Below are 18198 nucleotides of genomic sequence, written 5' to 3'. Positions count from 1 at the left end.
GAAATGGACCAGCGTCATGCTGTCAGCAGCATAGCCAACTGTGCGCGAGTATGCGGTGCGCCGACGAAATCGTCACCGCCAGCGTGCAGGCAAACGTGACGGCCGCCCCATTGGGGCGGCCGTGGTTCACGCATCAGCTGTTGTTGTGGTCGACCTTGATGGTCGGATCGCTGCCGGCAATCAGGTTGTGAATGTTGGCCGTCGACCAGTTGTTGCCTTCCAGTTTGATCGTCACGTCTGGCGTCGCCGCGGCGGCATCGCCGGAGTTGAACTTGCCGGCCGAGCTGACCTGCAGCGACGACACGCCGTCGACCGTGGAGATCTTCAGGAAGTTGTCGATGGTGCTACCGGTCTCGCCCTGCAACAGGTCACGCAGGTCGATGCGGTCGCCTTCGCTGGCGTTGAAGTCCTTGATCACGTCGTTGCCGGTGTCGCCCGCCTTCCAGACGAAGGTGTCGGCGCCCGAACCACCGATCAGGATGTCATTGCCCTGGCCGCCGATCAGCGTGTCGTTGCCGGTGCCGCCGAGCAGGATGTCATTGCCTTTGCCGCCATCGAGCAGGTCGTTGCCGCCCGAGCCGAAGAGGATGTCATTGCCCGCGCCGCCGAGCAGCGTGTCGTTGCCGTCATGCGCGCCGGACACATCGAACGCCTGATAGTGCTCGGTGATGTACTGGTGCACATTGCTGGTGGTGACCTTGCTGACATCGGTGCCGGTCTGCTGCGCGACGAACGCCTGCATCGCCTGGTAACCCTCGCCGGCAATGCCGTTGAAGCTCACCAGGTCGCCGAACAGGATGTCGTTGCCGTCGCCACCGCTGACGGTGTCGTTGCCCGGCATCGTCGCTTCGGTATGGCCGATGATCGAGTTGGCCAGGTCCTTCGGATCGATGTTGGTCTGTGGCGTCTTGTCCGAGTCGTAGGGTTTCAGGTCGTTGAGGCTGACACCGCTGTTGAGGCCGATGGCTTCGACGTTCGACAGTCCGCTGAGCAAAGCGAAGCTGCTGTTGGAGTTGGAGGTGGTCGACGAATCGGTACTGCTACCGCTGCCGGCCAGGCTCGACAACTCGTAAGTGCCGTCACCCTGGGCGTGGATGGTGCCCAGGTTGCTGCTGCTCCAACCCCACCAGGAACTGTAGGTTTTCAGTGTAACGGTGCCAGCACTGTTGATACTCAGCGTGTGGGTGCTGTCGAGAGTGGTGCTGAAGGTATCACCCAGTTTGTAGTTGCTGGTTTTCACCACGTCATCGAGTTTGACGTTGCCGTACAGCGTCGGGTTGGTCTGCTCGCCGTTCTGGTAGTAGGTCGGCTGGCCGTCGGTGATGAAGTACGTGAGGTTCTTCGCACCGGTGTTGGCCACGGCTTCCGCGCTCTGGAAGAAGTTGGCCGTGGTCTTGAACACGTCCTCGTAGTTGGTACCGCCGCCGGACGCCATCGAGTCCAGCACGGCCTTGAGCTTGGTCAGCGCGTTCGGGTCGTTGAGGTTCACCGACACCGACTTGTTGACCTGGGTATCGAAGTCCGCCAGGAAGATGTTCACCGTCCCCGAGTTGCTGCCGCCCATGCTTTGCTTGAGGGTGTTGAACACCGAGGTCAGCGAGTCCTTGGCCGCGCTGATCGACGAAGCGCTCATGCTGCCCGAGCTGTCGACCATGAACGCGATGTTGTAGTTGGTGCCCGGCACCACGGTCAGGCCGCCGATGTCGGCGACCATGATGTCGTTGCCGTCGGTGCCGTTGAAGGTGTCATCGCCGGAAGTGGCGACCGACGCAGTGTAGACCGCCGGCACTACGGTGACCGGAATGGTCGCGGTGCTGCTGGCCGATCCGCCCACGGCCTCGGTGGAGGTCGAGGTCACGGTCAGGTTGAACTGGCCGTTGTAGTAGGTCGGCGGGGTCACGGTGAGGCTGCCGAGGTTCCAGCCGGTGACGTTGGCATCGCCGCTGGTCGCAGTGACGGTGAAGCTGTGGCCGGCACCGTCGCTCAGCACCGAGCCGACCGGCGCGCCACTGATCTTCACGCTCAGGGTTTCCGAGCCGTCGGTGTCGGTCAGGGCGGTGGTGACCGCCGACAGTTTCACCGTAGTGCCTTCGGCGCCGGTGTTGAGTTTGTAGCCGTCGTAATAGCCTTCGCCGTTGCTGCCGTGCAGATCGGAAACGGTCACGCCGGAGTTCACCAGGTCGGTGACGCCGGTGTACAGCGGCACGCCGGCACTGCTCAGGTCGATCGGCGTGCTGCCGTTGACCGACAGGTTGACGTCGTAGCTGCCCGGGCCGCTCTGGTTGTGGTGGTAGATGTCCAGGGTGTAGTAGCCGCTGGTGGTCGGGGTGAACGAACCATTGAGGTTGCCACCCGCGCCCCACGTGGTCGCCGCCACGTTCTTGCCGCCGATGGTCACCAGCAGGCTGTCGTCACCGGTACCGCTGAAGGTGTAGGTCTTGCCGGCTTCCAGATAGATCAGGCCCGATGTCTTCGACGCGGTACCCGCGGTCACGCTGCCGTCGGACTGCACGTTGGTCACGGTGCCGCTGGAGTTCGGCGTACCGGCGCCATCGATGACGTTTTTCAGCGTGGTCGAGTTCGCGCCGCTGCCGTCGGTGCCCAGGCCGGCCAAGCCGGTCCAGACTTCCTTGATCAGCCCGGTGGACTTCACGCTGTTGTCAGCCACGCTCACGGTCGGCGCATCCGCCACCGGCGTAATGTCGATCTTCACGGTGCCGGTGTTGCCCAGCAACTGGCCATCGGTTGGCTGGAACTTGATCTGCGCGTAGTCCGCCTGATTGTTGCCCATGCCGGTGCCGCCGTAACCGTTGACGCCCGACTCGTTGGCATCCGGCAGGAAGCGCAGCTTGCCGGCGTCGATATCGGCCTTGCTGAAGGTCTGGTTGTTGGCGACGTCTTTCCAGGTCGAACCATCCAGATACTGCAGTTTGCCTTCGCCTGGCAGCTGGGTGATTTTGATGCCCAGGCTGCTGGCCGGGCTGTCGACGTCGGTCACACCAAAGGTCGACCAGCCAAGCACCAGCGGGGTGTCTTCGGTGCCGGTGACGTTGCTCGGTGCGGCAACCGGCGCATCGTTGACCGCCACCACGTTGACCGTGGTGGTCGCGGTGTTGGAGTAGTTGCCGCCATCGGTCACGGTCACGGTGATGATCCGCGGCACGGTGCTCGGATTTTCGCTGCTGTTGGTGAAGCTGATGTTCTTGATGGCCTGCATGTAGTCGGCCAGCGTCGCGTTGCCCGACAGGGTCAGGGTCACGGTGCCGTTGGTGCTGTTGGCATTGATGCTGATGCCGTTGACGCTGTTGCCCAGGTTCAGCGCATCGCCGTCCTGACGGTTGGTCAGGACGATGGTTGCACCGGTCAGCATCGTACTGTCCGGATCGGTGATCGTCAGGTCAGTGTCGGCAATCGACACACCGGCGCCCGGAGTGTTTTCGGTGAAGGTCACCTTGTAGTCGGCACCGGTGGCACCGCTGGAGTTGTTGGCGTCGAGGTCGATGACCGGTGGCGCATCGTTGTCGATGATCGAGGTGCTGACGCTGCCATTGGTGCTGCTGATCGCGAGGTTCTCGAAGTTGCCGCCGGTGGCCGAATCGATCTTGACCACAAAGTTCTCGGTGCCTTCGGTGATCTTGTCATCGATGGTCGCCACGTTGAACTGCGCGCTGCTGGCGCCTGCCGGGATCTTCACGGTGTACACGCCGGTGAAGTCCGAACCGTCGGCAGCGGTGCCGCTGTAGACGATTTTCAGGGTCACTTCTGTCTGTGCCGGGTGGGTCAGGCTGACGGTGTAGCTGGCGGTCTGGCCTTCGGTGACCGAAGTGCTGCCGGTGATGCTGACCTGGGTGGTGTCGACGGTGTCGGTGACATTGGTCACGGCTGGCGTGTTGCTGGTCACCAGGTTTTCGAAACTGCCGCCGTTGGTGCCGGTGATCGTCGCCTGCACGGTGCCGGCGTCCTTGTAGACGTCGTCAGCCGGTGCCGGAACGGTCACGGTGCCAGTGGTTTTGCCGGCGTCGATGGTGATCACCGAACCGTTGCTCAGAGTCACGGTAAGCGGTGAGCCGGCGGCGTTGGTCAGGGTCGCGGTGTAGGTGATCTGGCCACCTTCGGCCACCGAGCCGGTCGCGCTGAGCGACAGGTTGGTGGTGTCGACGGTGTCGGTCACGGTGGTGCTGACTGGAGTCTTGTCAGCGACCAGGTTCTCGTAGTTGCCGCCCGTCACGTTGGTAATCGAGTTGGTCAGTGGCGCATGACCGGTCAGCGCATCGTTCGGTGCGGTGGTGGTCACGGAACCGGTGGTCTGGCCGACGGCAATGGTGATGTTCTGGCCGTTGGCCAGGGTCACCACGACTGGCGAGCCGGTGACCGGGGCACCCACGGTGGCGGTGTAGACGACGTTGCCGCCCTCGGCCGCCGTACCGCTGGCAGTCAGCTTCACGGTGGTGGTGTCGATGGTGTCGGTGACGCTGGTCACGGCCGGAACGGTGCTTGGCACCAGGTTTTCGAAGTTGCCGCCGGTAGCCTTGCTGATGGTGGCCTGCACGGAGCCGGCGTCTTTGTAGACGTCATCTGCCGGAGCGGGGACCGTCACGGTGCCCGAGGTTTTGCCCGCGTCGATAGTGATGACCGCGCCGTTCGACAGGGTCACCGTGACTGGCGAGCCAGCGGCGTTGGTCAGGGTCGCGGTGTAGGTGATCTGGCCGCCTTCGGCCACCGAGCCGGTCGCACTGAGCGACAGGTTGGTGGTGTCGACGGTGTCGGTCACTGTGGTGCTGACTGGAGTCTTGTCAGCGACCAGGTTCTCGTAGTTGCCGCCCGTGACGTTGGTGATCGAGTTGGTCAGCGGTGCGTGACCGGTCAGCGCATCGTTCGGTGCGGTGGTGGTAACGGAGCCGGTGGTCTGGCCGACGCCAATGGTGATGTTCTGACCGTTGGCCAGAGTTACCACCACTGGCGAGCCGGTGACCGGTGCACCCACGGTGGCGGTGTAGACGACGTTGCCGCCCTCGGCCGCCGTACCGCTGGCAGTCAGCTTCACAGTGGTGGTGTCGATGGTGTCGGTGACGCTGGTCACGGCAGGCGCGGTGCTTGGTACCAGGTTTTCGAAGTTGCCGCCGGTAGCTTTGGTGATGGTCGCCTGTACGGAGCCGGCGTCTTTGTAAACGTCGTCGACTGGGGCTGGAACGGTCACGGTGCCAGTGGTTTTGCCAGCGTCGATGGTGATTACGGCACCGTTCGACAGGGTCACGGTCACTGGCGAGCCAGCGGCGTTGGTCAGGGTCGCCGTGTAAACAATCGAACCACCCTCGGCCACCGAGTTGGTCGCGCTCAGGGACAGGTTAGTGGTGTCGACGGTATCAGTGACGTTGGTCGAAACCGGCGTCTTGTCGGCAACCAGATTCTCGAAGTTGCCACCCGTCACGTTGGTGATCGAGTTGGTCAGCGGTGCATGGCCAGTCAGCGCATCGTTAGGTGCGGTGGTGGTCACGGTGCCGGTGGTCTGGCCCACAGCGATGGTGATGTTTTGGCCGTTGGCCAGAGTTACCACGACCGGCGAGCCAGTCACTGGTGCACCGACGGTAGCGGTGTAAGTAACAGTGCCACCTTCAGCGACCGAGGTATCAGCGGTCAGTTTGACGGTCGACGTGTCGATGGTGTCGGTGACGCTGGTGACGGCCGGAGCGGTGCTCGGCACCAGATTCTCGAAGTTGCCGCCAGTGGCGTTCGTGATAGTTGCCTGCACAGTGCCGGCGTCTTTGTAGACGTCGTCAGCTGGAGCCGGAACGGTCACGGTGCCGGTGGTTTTACCGGCATCGATGGTGATCACGGCCCCGTTCGACAGGGTCACGGTCACCGGCGAACCAGCAGCATTGGTCAGCGTCGCCGTGTAAACAATCGAACCACCCTCGGCCACGGTACCTGTGGCGCTGAGCGACAGGTTGGTCGTGTCGACAGTGTCAGTGACGTTGGTCGAAACCGGCGTCTTGTCGGCGACCAGATTCTCGTAGTTGCCGCCGGTAACGTTGGTGATCGAGTTGGTTAGCGGTGCGTGGCCAGTCAGCGCATCGTTCGGTGCGGTGGTGGTCACGCTGCCGGTAGTCTGCCCAACAGCAATGGTGATGTTCTGGCCATTGGCCAGAGTTACAACGACCGGCGAGCCAGTGACTGGCGCACCGACGGTAGCGGTGTAGGTAACAGTGCCACCTTCAGCGACCGAGGTATCAGCGGTCAGTTTGACGGTCGACGTGTCGATGGTGTCGGTGACGCTGGTGATGGCCGGAACGGTGCTCGGCACCAGGTTTTCGAAGTTGCCGCCAGTGGCGTTCGTGATCGTCGCCTGCACAGTGCCGGCGTCTTTGTAGACGTCGTCAGCTGGAGCCGGAACGGTCACGGTGCCGGTGGTTTTGCCAGCTTCGATGGTGATCACGGCCCCGTTCGACAGGGTCACGGTCACCGGCGAACCAGCAGCATTGGTCAGCGTCGCCGTGTAAACAATCGAACCGCCCTCGGCCACGGTACCGGTGGCGCTGAGCGACAGGTTGGTGGTGTCGACGGTGTCGGTCACGTTGGTGCTGACCGGCGTCTTGTCGGCCACAAGATTTTCGTAGTTACCGCCGCTCACATTGGTGATCGAGTTGGTCAGCGGCGCATGGCCAGTCAGCGCATCGTTAGGTGCGGTGGTGGTCACGGTGCCGGTGGTCTGGCCGACGGCGATGGTGATGTTTTGGCCGTTAGCCAGGGTCACCACGACTGGCGAGCCGGTGACCGGTGCACCCACGGTGGCGGTGTAGACGACGTTGCCGCCCTCGGCCGCCGTACCGGTTGCAGTCAGCTTCACGGTGGTGGTGTCGATGGTGTCGGTGACGCTGGTGACGGCCGGAACGGTGCTCGGCACCAGGTTCTCGAAGTTGCCACCGGTGGCGTTGGTGATGGTTGCCTGCACGGAACCGGCGTCTTTGTAGACGTCGTCAGCTGGAGCCGGAACGGTCACGGTGCCCGAGGTTTTACCCGCGTCGATGGTGATGACCGCGCCGTTCGACAGGGTCACCGTTACTGGCGAGCCAGCGGCGTTGGTCAGTGTCGCGGTGTAGGTGATCTGGCCACCTTCGGCCACCGAACCGGTGGCGCTGAGCGACAGGTTGGTGGTGTCGACGGTGTCGGTCACGTTGGTGCTGACCGGCGTCTTGTCGGCCACAAGATTCTCGTAGTTGCCGCCCGTCACGTTGGTGATCGAGTTGGTCAGCGGTGCATGGCCAGTCAGCGCATCGTTAGGTGCGGTGGTGGTCACGCTGCCAGTGGTCTGGCCAACAGCGATGGTGATGTTCTGGCCGTTGGCCAGGGTCACAACGACCGGCGAGCCGGTGACTGGCGCACCGACAGTGGCGGTGTAAGTGACAGTGCCACCTTCAGCGACCGAGGTATCAGCGGTCAGTTTGACGGTCGACGTGTCGATGGTGTCGGTGACGCTGGTGACGGCCGGAACGGTGCTTGGCACCAGGCTCTCGAAGTTGCCGCCGGTAGCTTTGGTGATGGTGGCCTGTACGGAGCCGGCGTCTTTGTAGACGTCATCCGCTGGAGCTGGAACGGTCACGGTACCCGTGGTTTTGCCGGCGTCGATGGTGATCACGGCACCGTTGCTCAGGGTCACGGTGACTGGCGAGCCAGCAGCGTTGGTCAGGGTGGCGGTGTAGGTGATCTGACCACCCTCGGCCACAGTACCTGTGGCGCTGAGCGACAGGTTGGTGGTGTCGACGGTGTCAGTGACGTTGGTGCTGACCGGCGTCTTGTCGGCCACAAGATTTTCGTAGTTACCGCCGCTCACATTGGTGATCGAGTTGGTCAGCGGCGCGTGGCCGGTCAGCGCGTCGTTCGGTGCGGTCGTGGTCACGCTGCCGGTGGTCTGGCCGACGGCAATGGTGATGTTCTGGCCGTTGGCCAGGGTCACCACGACCGGCGAACCGGTGACCGGTGCGCCGACGGTAGCGGTGTAAGTGACGGTGCCACCTTCAGCGACTGAGGTATCGGCCGTCAGTTTGACGGTCGACGTGTCAATGGTGTCGGTAACTTCGGTAACGGCTGGAACGGTGCTTGGCACCAAGTTCTCGAAGTTGCCGCCAGTGGCGTTGGTGATGGTCGCCTGCACGGAACCGGCGTCTTTGTAGACGTCATCGGCCGGGGCTGGAACGGTCACAGTGCCGGTGGTTTTGCCAGCTTCGATGGTGATGACCGCGCCGTTCGACAGAGTCACCGTCACTGGCGAGCCAGCGGCATTGGTCAATGTCGCGGTGTAAACAATCGAACCGCCCTCGGCCACCGAGTTGGTCGCGCTCAGGGACAAATTGGTGGTGTCGACGGTGTCGGTGACATTAGTCGAAACCGGTGTTTTATCGGCAACCAGGTCCTCGTAGTTACCGCCCGTCACGTCAGTGATCGAGTTGGTCAGCGGTGCATGACCGGTCAGCGCATCGTTCGGCGCAGTGGTGGTCACGGTGCCGGTGGTCTGGCCCACAGCGATGGTGATGTTCTGGCCGTTGGCCAGGGTTACAACGACCGGCGAGCCAGTCACTGGTGCACCCACGGTGGCGGTGTAAGTGACAGTACCGCCCTCGGCGACCGAGGTATCAGCCGTCAGTTTGACGGTCGACGTGTCGATGGTGTCAGTAACGCTGGTCACGGCAGGAACAGTGCTCGGCACCAGGTTCTCGAAATTGCCGCCGGTAGCGTTCGTGATAGTTGCCTGCACAGTGCCGGCGTCTTTGTAGACGTCATCGGCCGGAGCAGGGACGGTCACGGTGCCGGTGGTTTTGCCCGCGTCGATGGTGATCACCGAGCCATTGCTCAAGGTCACGGTCACCGGAGTGCCGGCCGGGTTAGTCAGGGTGGCGGTGTAAACAATCGAACCGCCCTCGGCCACCGAGTTGGTCGCACTGAGCGACAGATTGGTGGTGTCGACGGTGTCAGTGACGTTGGTCGAAACCGGCGTCTTGTCAGCGACCAGATTCTCGTAGTTACCGCCGCTGACGTCAGTGATCGAGTTGGTCAACGGCGCGTGGCCGTTGAGTGCGTCGTTCGGTGCGGTGGTGGTCACGCTGCCGGTGGTTTGGCCAACAGCGATGGTGATGTTTTGGCCGTTAGCCAGGGTTACCACAACCGGCGAGCCGGTCACTGGTGCACCGACAGTAGCGGTGTAAGTAACCGTGCCACCTTCAGCGACAGAGGTATCGGCCGTCAGTTTGACGGTCGACGTGTCAATGGTGTCGGTCACTTCGGTAACGGCTGGAACGGTGCTTGGCACCAGGTTCTCAAAGTTGCCGCCAGTGGCGTTCGTGATCGTCGCCTGCACAGTGCCGGCGTCTTTGTAGACGTCGTCAGCTGGAGCCGGAACGGTCACGGTGCCGGTGGTTTTGCCCGCGTCGATAGTGATTACGGCACCGTTGCTCAGGGTCACCGTCACTGGCGAGCCAGCAGCATTGGTCAGGGTTGCGGTGTAAACAATCGAACCGCCCTCGGCCACCGAGTTGGTCGCACTGAGCGACAGATTGGTGGTGTCGACGGTGTCGGTCACGGTGGTGCTGACTGGAGTCTTGTCGGCAACCAGGTTTTCGTAGTTACCGCCGCTCACGTCAGTGATCGAGTTGGTCAGCGGCGCATGGCCGTTGAGTGCATCGTTTGGTGCAGTGGTGGTGACGGAGCCAGTGGTCTGGCCGACGGCGATAGTGATGTTCTGACCATTGGCCAGGGTCACGACAACCGGGGAGCCGGTGACTGGCGCGCCGACGGTGGCGGTGTAAGTAACCGTGCCGCCCTCAGCCACCGAAGTATCAGCGGTCAATTTGACGGTCGAGGTGTCGATGGTGTCAGTGACTTCGGTAACGGCTGGAACGGTGCTTGGCACCAGGTTCTCAAAGTTGCCGCCAGTGGCGTTGGTGATGGTCGCCTGCACGGAACCGGCGTCTTTGTAAACGTCATCGGCCGGAGCCGGAACAGTCACGGTGCCAGTGGTTTTGCCAGCGTCGATGGTGATGACCGCGCCGTTCGACAGAGTCACCGTCACTGGCGAGCCAGCGGCATTGGTCAATGTCGCGGTGTAAACAATCGAACCGCCCTCGGCCACCGAGTTGGTCGCGCTCAGGGACAAATTGGTGGTGTCGACGGTGTCGGTGACATTGGTCGAAACCGGTGTTTTATCGGCAACCAGGTTCTCGTAGTTGCCGCCCGTCACGTCAGTGATCGAGTTGGTCAACGGCGCGTGGCCGTTGAGTGCGTCGTTCGGTGCGGTGGTGGTCACGGTGCCGGTGGTTTGGCCCACAGCGATGGTGATGTTCTGGCCGTTGGCCAGGGTTACCACGACCGGCGAGCCAGTCACCGGTGCGCCGACAGTAGCGGTGTAAGTAACAGTGCCACCTTCAGCCGCCGTTTCGGAGGCAGTGAGCTTCACAGTGGTGGTGTCGATGGTGTCGGTCACGCTGGTGATGGCCGGAACGGTGCTCGGCACCAGGTTCTCGAAGTTGCCACCGGTGGCGTTGGTGATGGTTGCCTGTACGGAGCCGGCATCTTTGTAGACGTCGTCGGCTGGCGCAGGGACGCTCACGGTGCCAGTGGTTTTGCCGGCGTCGATGGTGATCACGGCACCGTTGCTCAGGGTCACGGTGACTGGCGAGCCAGCGGCGTTGGTCAGCGTCGCGGTGTAAACAATTGAACCGCCCTCGGCCACGGAACCGGTCGCACTGAGCGACAGGTTAGTGGTGTCGACAGTGTCGGTTACGGTAGTCGAAACCGGCGTTTTATCGGCAACCAGGTTCTCATAGTTACCGCCGCTCACGTCAGTGATCGAGTTGGTCAACGGCGCATGACCGGTCAGCGCATCGTTCGGCGCAGTGGTGGTCACGGAGCCGGTAGTCTGGCCCACAGCGATGGTGATGTTCTGGCCGTTGGCCAGGGTCACGACAACTGGCGAACCGGTGACCGGAGCGCCAACGGTGGCGGTGTAGGTCACGGTACCGCCTTCAGCCGCCGCCTCGGTGGCGGTCAGCTTCACGGAAGTCGTATCGATGGTGTCGGTGACTTCGGTGACAGCCGGAGCGGTGCTTGGCACCAGATTCTCGAAGTTACCGCCGGTGGCGTTATTGATGGTGACTTCGACTTTGCCGGAATCTTTGTAAACGTCGTCGGCCGGAGCCGGAACTGTCACGGTACCTGTGGTTTTACCGGCTTCAATCGTGATCACCGAGCCATTGCTCAGGGTCACGGTCACCGGAGTACCAGCCGGGTTGGTCAGGGTGGCGGTGTAAACAATCGAGCCACCTTCGGCCACGGAACCCGTCGCGCTGAGCGACAGATTAGTGGTGTCGACGGTATCAGTGACGTTGGTCGAAACCGGCGTCTTGTCGGCAACCAGGTTCTCGTAGTTGCCGCCCGTCACGTCAGTGATCGAGTTGGTCAGCGGCGCATGGCCGGTCAACGCATCGTTCGGTGCGGTGGTGGAGACGCTGCCAGTGGTTTGGCCCACGGCAATGGTGATGTTCTGACCGTTGGCCAAGGTCACGACAACTGGCGAACCGGTGACCGGAGCGCCAACGGTGGCGGTGTACGTCACGGTACCGCCTTCAGCCGCCGACTCAGTGGCGGTCAATTTGACGGTGGTGGTGTCGAGGGTGTCGGTGATGTTGGTAACGGCCGGAACGGTGCTCGGCACCAGGTTCTCGAAGTTACCACCGGTGGCGCTGGAAATAGTCGCCTCGACCTTGCCGGCATCCTTGTAAACGTCATCGGCCGGAGCCGGAACGGTCACGGTACCGCTGGTCTTGCCCGCCTCGATGGTGATGACGGCACCGTTCGACAGGGTCACGGTCACCGGAGTACCGGCTGGGTTGGTCAGGGTCGCGGTGTAGACGATCGAACCACCTTCAGCCACCGAGTCGCTGGCGCTCAGGTTCAGGTTTGTGGTGTCGGTGGTATCCGCAACCGCGGTGTCGGCGGACTTGCCGTCGATCGCCAGTTTTTCGTAATTGCCGCCGATCGCTGCGTCGATGGTCACGCTCAGCGAGCTGCCGCCCGCCAAGGGGCTGTTGGGTGCGACGAAGTTCACGCTGCCGGTGGTTTCACCGACGGCGATGGTGATGGTCTGGCCGTTGGACAGGCTCACCACGACCGGCGAACCGGTCACTGGCGCGGTCACGCTCGCGGTGTAGACCACGGTTTCGCCTTCGGCGACGTTAGCGGTGGCGGTCAGCGACACGGTGGAGGTGTCGATGGTGTCGTTGACAGTGGTCACTGCCGCAGTGTTGCTGGTCACCAGGTTTTCGAAGTTGCCACCGGTGGCGTCCTTGATGGTCACCTCTACGGTGCCGGCGTCCTTGTAGACGTCATCCTTCGGTGCATCCACGGTCACGCTGCCGGAGGTCTTGCCGGCGTCGATGGTGATCACGGCGCCGTTGCTCAACGTCACGGTCAGCGGGGTGCCGGCGGCGTTGGTCAGGGTCGCGGTGTAAACGATCTGGCCACCCTCGTTCACCACTGGCGTCGCGCTGAGCGACAGGTTGGTGGTGTCGGTGGTGTCGGTCACCGTTGTGCTGACCGGCGTTTTATCGGCGACGAGGTTTTCGTAATTACCGCCGCTGACGTCGGTGATCGAGTTGGTCAGCGGCGCGTGGCCGTTGAGTGCATCGTTTGGCGCGGTGGTGGTCACGGTGCCTGAGGTCTTGCCGACTTCGATGGTGATGTTCTGACCGTTGGCCAGGGTTACCACGACCGGCGAGCCGGTGACTGGCGCTCCGACTGTGGCGGTGTAGGTCACGGTGGCGCCCTCTGCCGCCGACTCGGTCGCGGTCAGTTTGACGGTCGAGGTATCGATGGTATCGGTGACTTCGGTGACAGCTGGAACGGTGCTTGGCACCAGTTTTTCGAAGTTGCCGCCAGTGGCGTTGTCGATGGTGACTTCGACTTTGCCGGAGTCTTTGTAGACGTCGTCGGCCGGAGCTGGGACGGTCACGGTGCCGGAGGTCTTGCCAGCGTCGATGGTGATGACCGAGCCATTGCTCAGGGTCACGGTCACCGGAGTGCCGGCTGGGTTGGTCAGGGTGGCGGTGTAAACGATCGAACCGCCCTCGGCCACGGAACCGGTGGCGCTGAGCGACAGGTTGGTGGTGTCGACGGTGTCGGTCACGGTGGTGCTGACCGGCGTTTTATCGGCGACGAGGTTTTCGTAATTACCGCCGCTTACGTCGGTGATCGAGTTGGTCAGTGGCGCGTGGCCGTTGAGCGCGTCATTTGGCGCGGTGGTGGTCACGCTGCCGGTGGTTTGGCCCACAGCGATGGTGATGTTTTGGCCGTTAGCCAGGGTCACAACGACCGGCGAGCCAGTCACTGGCGCACCGACGGTAGCGGTGTAGGTAACAGTGCCACCTTCAGCGACCGAGGTATCAGCGGTCAGTTTGATGGTCGAGGTATCGACGGTGTCAGTCACTTCGGTGACGGTGGGAACGGTGCTTGGCACCAGGCTCTCGAAGTTACCGCCAGTGGCGTTGTCGATGGTGACTTCGACTTTGCCAGAATCTTTGTAAACGTCGTCGGCCGGGGCTGGGACGGTCACGGTGCCGGAGGTCTTGCCAGCGTCGATGGTGATGACCGAGCCATTGCTCAGGGTCACGGTCACCGGAGTGCCGGCTGGGTTGGTCAGGGTGGCGGTGTAAACGATCGAGCCGCCCTCGGCCACGGAGCCGGTAGCGCTGAGCGACAGGTTGGTGGTGTCGACGGTGTCAGTCACGGTGGTGCTGACTGGAGTCTTGTCAGCGACCAGGTTCTCGTAGTTACCGCCGCTCACGTCGGTGATCGAGTTGGTCAGCGGCGCATGGCCGTTGAGTGCGTCGTTCGGTGCGGTGGTGGTCACGCTGCCGGTAGTCTGGCCGACGGCAATGGTGATGTTCTGGCCGTTGGCCAAAGTCACGACGACTGGCGAGCCGGTGACTGGCGCGCCGACAGTAGCGGTGTACGTAACCGTGCCACCTTCAGCGACCGAAGTATCGGCAGTCAGTTTGACGGTCGAGGTATCGATGGTATCGGTGACTTCGGTGACAGCTGGAACGGTGCTTGGCACCAGATTCTCGAAGTTGCCGCCGGTGGCGTTATCGATGGTGACTTCGACTTTGCCGGAATCTTTGTAAACGTCATCGGCCGGGGCTGGGACGGTCACGGTACCCGTGGTTTTGCCAGCGTCGATGGTGATTACGGCACCGTTCGACAGGGTCACGGTCACTGGCGAACCAGCGGCGTTAGTCAGGGTTGCGGTGTAGGTGATCTGACCGCCCTCAGCCACGGTTCCGGTCGCACTGAGCGAAAGGTTGGTGGTGTCGACCGTGTCGGTCACGGTGGTGCTGACCGGCGTTTTGTCGGCAACCAGATTTTCGTAGTTGCCACCCGTCACGTTGGTGATCGAGTTGGTCAGCGGAGCATGGCCGTTGAGTGCATCGTTTGGTGCAGTGGTGGTGACAGAGCCAGTGGTTTGGCCGACGGCAATGGTGATGTTCTGGCCGTTGGCCAGAGTTACCACAACCGGCGAGCCAGTCACTGGCGCACCGACAGTAGCGGTGTACGTAACCGTGCCGCCTTCAGCGACTGAGGTATCAGCGGTCAGTTTCACGGTCGAGGTATCGACGGTGTCAGTAACTTCTGTGACGGCGGGAACGGTGCTTGGCACCAGGTTCTCGAAGTTTCCGCCAGTGGCGTTGGTGATGGTCGCCTGCACGGAACCGGCGTCTTTGTAGACATCATCCGCTGGAGCCGGGACGGTCACGGTACCCGTGGTTTTGCCTGCATCGATGGTGATTACGGCACCGTTCGACAGGGTCACGGTCACTGGCGAACCAGCAGCATTGGTCAGCGTCGCCGTGTAAACAATCGAACCACCCTCGGCCACGGAACCGGTCGCACTGAGTGACAGATTGGTGGTTTCGACGGTATCGGTCACGGTGGTGCTGACTGGAGTCTTGTCAGCGACCAGATTCTCGTAATTACCGCCGCTCACGTCGGTGATCGAGTTAGTCAGCGGCGCATGGCCGGTCAACGCATCGTTCGGTGCGGCGGTGGTCACGGAGCCAGTGGTCTGGCCCACGGCAATGGTGATGTTCTGCCCATTGGCCAGGGTTACAACGACTGGTGAACCAGTCACTGGTGCACCCACGGTGGCGGTATAAGTGACAGTGCCACCTTCAGCGACCGAGGTATCAGCCGTCAGTTTGACGGTCGAGGTATCAATGGTGTCGGTAACTTCGGTGACGGCGGGAGCGGTGCTTGGCACCAGGTTTTCGAAGTTGCCACCGGTGGCGTTATCGATGGTGACTTCGACTTTGCCGGAATCTTTGTAAACGTCATCGGCCGGGGCTGGAACGGTCACGGTGCCAGTGGTTTTGCCGGCATCGATGGTGATGACGGCACCGTTCGACAGGGTCACGGTGACTGGCGAGCCGGCGGCGTTGGTCAGGGTTGCGGTGTAGACAATCGAACCACCCTCGGCCACGGAACCCGTCGCACTGAGTGACAGATTAGTGGTGTCGACAGTGTCGGTTACGGCGGTCGAAACCGGCGTTTTATCGGCAACCAGATTCTCGAAGTTACCGCCGCTCACGTCGGTGATCGAGTTGGTCAGCGGCGCATGGCCGGTCAACGCATCGTTCGGTGCGGTGGTGGTCACGGAGCCAGTGGTTTGGCCCACGGCAATGGTGATGTTCTGCCCATTGGCCAGGGTTACGACGACTGGTGAACCAGTGACTGGCGCACCAACGGTGGCGGTATAAGTGACAGTACCGCCCTCGGCCACCGAAGTATCGGCGGTCAGTTTGACGGTCGAGGTATCAATGGTATCGGTAACTTCGGTCACCGCCGGAACGGTGCTTGGCACCAGGTTCTCGAAGTTGCCGCCGGTGGCGTTGTCGATGGTGACTTCGACTTTGCCGGAATCTTTGTAAACGTCGTCGGCCGGGGCCGGAACGGTCACGGTACCTGAGGTTTTACCGGCTTCAATCGTGATCACCGAGCCATTGCTCAGGGTCACGGTCACCGGAGTGCCGGCCGGGTTGGTCAGGGTGGCGGTGTAAACAATCGAGCCGCCCTCGGCCACCGAGTTGGTCGCACTCAGGGACAGATTGGTGGTGTCGACGGTGTCGGTGACATTAGTCGAAACCGGTGTTTTATCGGCAACCAGGTTCTCGTAGTTACCGCCGCTCACGTCGGTGATCGAGTTGGTCAGCGGCGCGTGGCCAGTCAGCGCATCGTTCGGTGCGGTGGTGGTCACGCTGCCGGTAGTCTGCCCAACAGCAATGGTGATGTTCTGGCCGTTGGCCAGAGTCACAACGACCGGCGAGCCAGTCACTGGCGCACCGACGGTAGCGGTGTAGGTAACCGTGCCACCTTCAGCGACCGAGGTATCAGCGGTCAGTTTGACGGTCGAGGTATCGACGGTGTCAGTAACTTCGGTAACGGCCGGAACAGTGCTCGGCACCAGATTCTCGAAGTTGCCGCCGGTGGCGTTGTCGATGGTGACTTCGACTTTGCCGGAATCTTTGTAGACGTCGTCGGCTGGAGCTGGGACGGTCACGGTGCCGGAGGTCTTGCCAGCGTCGATGGTGATGACCGAGCCATTGCTCAGGGTCACGGTCACCGGGGTGCCGGCTGGGTTGGTCAGGGTTGCGGTGTAGACAATCGAACCACCCTCGGCCACGGAACCGGTCGCACTGAGCGACAGGTTAGTGGTGTCGACAGTGTCGGTTACGGTAGTCGAAACCGGTGTTTTATCGGCAACAAGATTCTCGTAGTTGCCACCCGTCACGTCAGTGATCGAGTTGGTCAGCGGCGCGTGGCCGTTGAGTGCGTCATTTGGCGCGGCGGTGGTGACGGAGCCAGTGGTCTGGCCGACGGCGATGGTGATGTTTTGGCCGTTAGCCAGGGTCACGACAACCGGCGAGCCGGTGACTGGCGCACCGACGGTGGCGGTGTAAGTAACCGTGCCGCCCTCAGCCACCGAAGTATCAGCGGTCAATTTGACGGTCGAGGTGTCGATGGTGTCAGTGACTTCGGTGACGGTTGGAGCGGTGCTTGGCACCAGGTTTTCGAAGTTGCCACCGGTGGCGTTATCGATGGTGACTTCGACTTTGCCGGAATCTTTGTAGACGTCGTCGGCCGGGGCTGGAACGGTCACAGTGCCAGTGGTTTTGCCAGCGTCGATGGTGATTACGGCACCGTTCGACAGGGTCACAGTCACTGGCGAGCCAGCGGCGTTGGTCAGGGTGGCGGTGTAAACAATCGAGCCACCCTCGGCCACGGAACCGGTCGCACTGAGTGACAGGTTAGTGGTGTCTACAGTGTCGGTTACGGTAGTCGAAACCGGCGTTTTATCGGCAACCAGGTTCTCATAGTTGCCGCCGCTCACGTCAGTGATCGAGTTAGTCAGCGGCGCATGGCCGGTCAACGCATCGTTTGGTGCGGTGGTGGTCACGCTGCCAGTGGTTTGGCCCACAGCGATGGTGATGTTTTGGCCGTTAGCCAGGGTCACGACAACCGGCGAGCCAGTGACTGGCGCACCGACGGTGGCGGTGTAAGTAACCGTGCCGCCCTCAGCCACCGAAGTATCGGCGGTCAGTTTCACTGTCGAGGTATCAATGGTATCGGTAACTTCGGTCACCGCCGGAACGGTACTTGGCACCAGATTCTCGAAATTGCCACCGGTGGCGTTGTCGATGGTGACTTCGACTTTGCCGGAATCTTTGTAAACGTCGTCGGCCGGAGCCGGAACGGTCACGGTACCTGTGGTTTTACCGGCTTCAATCGTGATCACCGAGCCATTGCTCAGGGTCACGGTCACCGGAGTACCAGCCGGGTTGGTCAGGGTGGCGGTGTAAACAATCGAACCACCCTCGGCCACGGAACCCGCCGCGCTCAGGGACAGGTTGGTGGTGTCGATCGAATCGGTGACGGTCGTGGTCGCCGGCGTCGGGTTCGGCACCAGGTTTTCGAAGTTGCCACCGGACGTGCCGGTGATGGTGGTGCTGATGGTGCCGCCGTTGTTGTAAACGTCGTTGGCCGCGGTCGGTACATTGACGCTGCCGCTGGTCTTGCCGGCTTCGATGGTGATGGTCGAGCCATTCGACAGAGTGACGGTGACCGGCGTCTGCGCCGGGTTGGTCAATGTCGCGGTGTAAG

1 protein-coding gene is annotated in these 18198 nt (G+C 62.1%); it reads right to left on the bottom strand.

Features of this window, described 5'->3' with window-relative positions; genetic code table 11:
* Positions 1-133: 133 nt before the first annotated feature.
* Positions 134-18198 (bottom strand): immunoglobulin-like domain-containing protein (locus QRN70_RS27615; protein WP_502941685.1); only part of this gene is annotated, 18065 nt, incomplete at its 5' end.

This window comes from Pseudomonas sp. efr-133-TYG-5 (assembly GCF_030209175.1).
In the GTDB taxonomy this organism is placed as follows: Bacteria; Pseudomonadota; Gammaproteobacteria; order Pseudomonadales; family Pseudomonadaceae; genus Aquipseudomonas.
The sequence above is the reverse complement of the archived record's forward strand: the minus strand, read 5'-3'. Positions and strand labels throughout refer to the sequence as shown.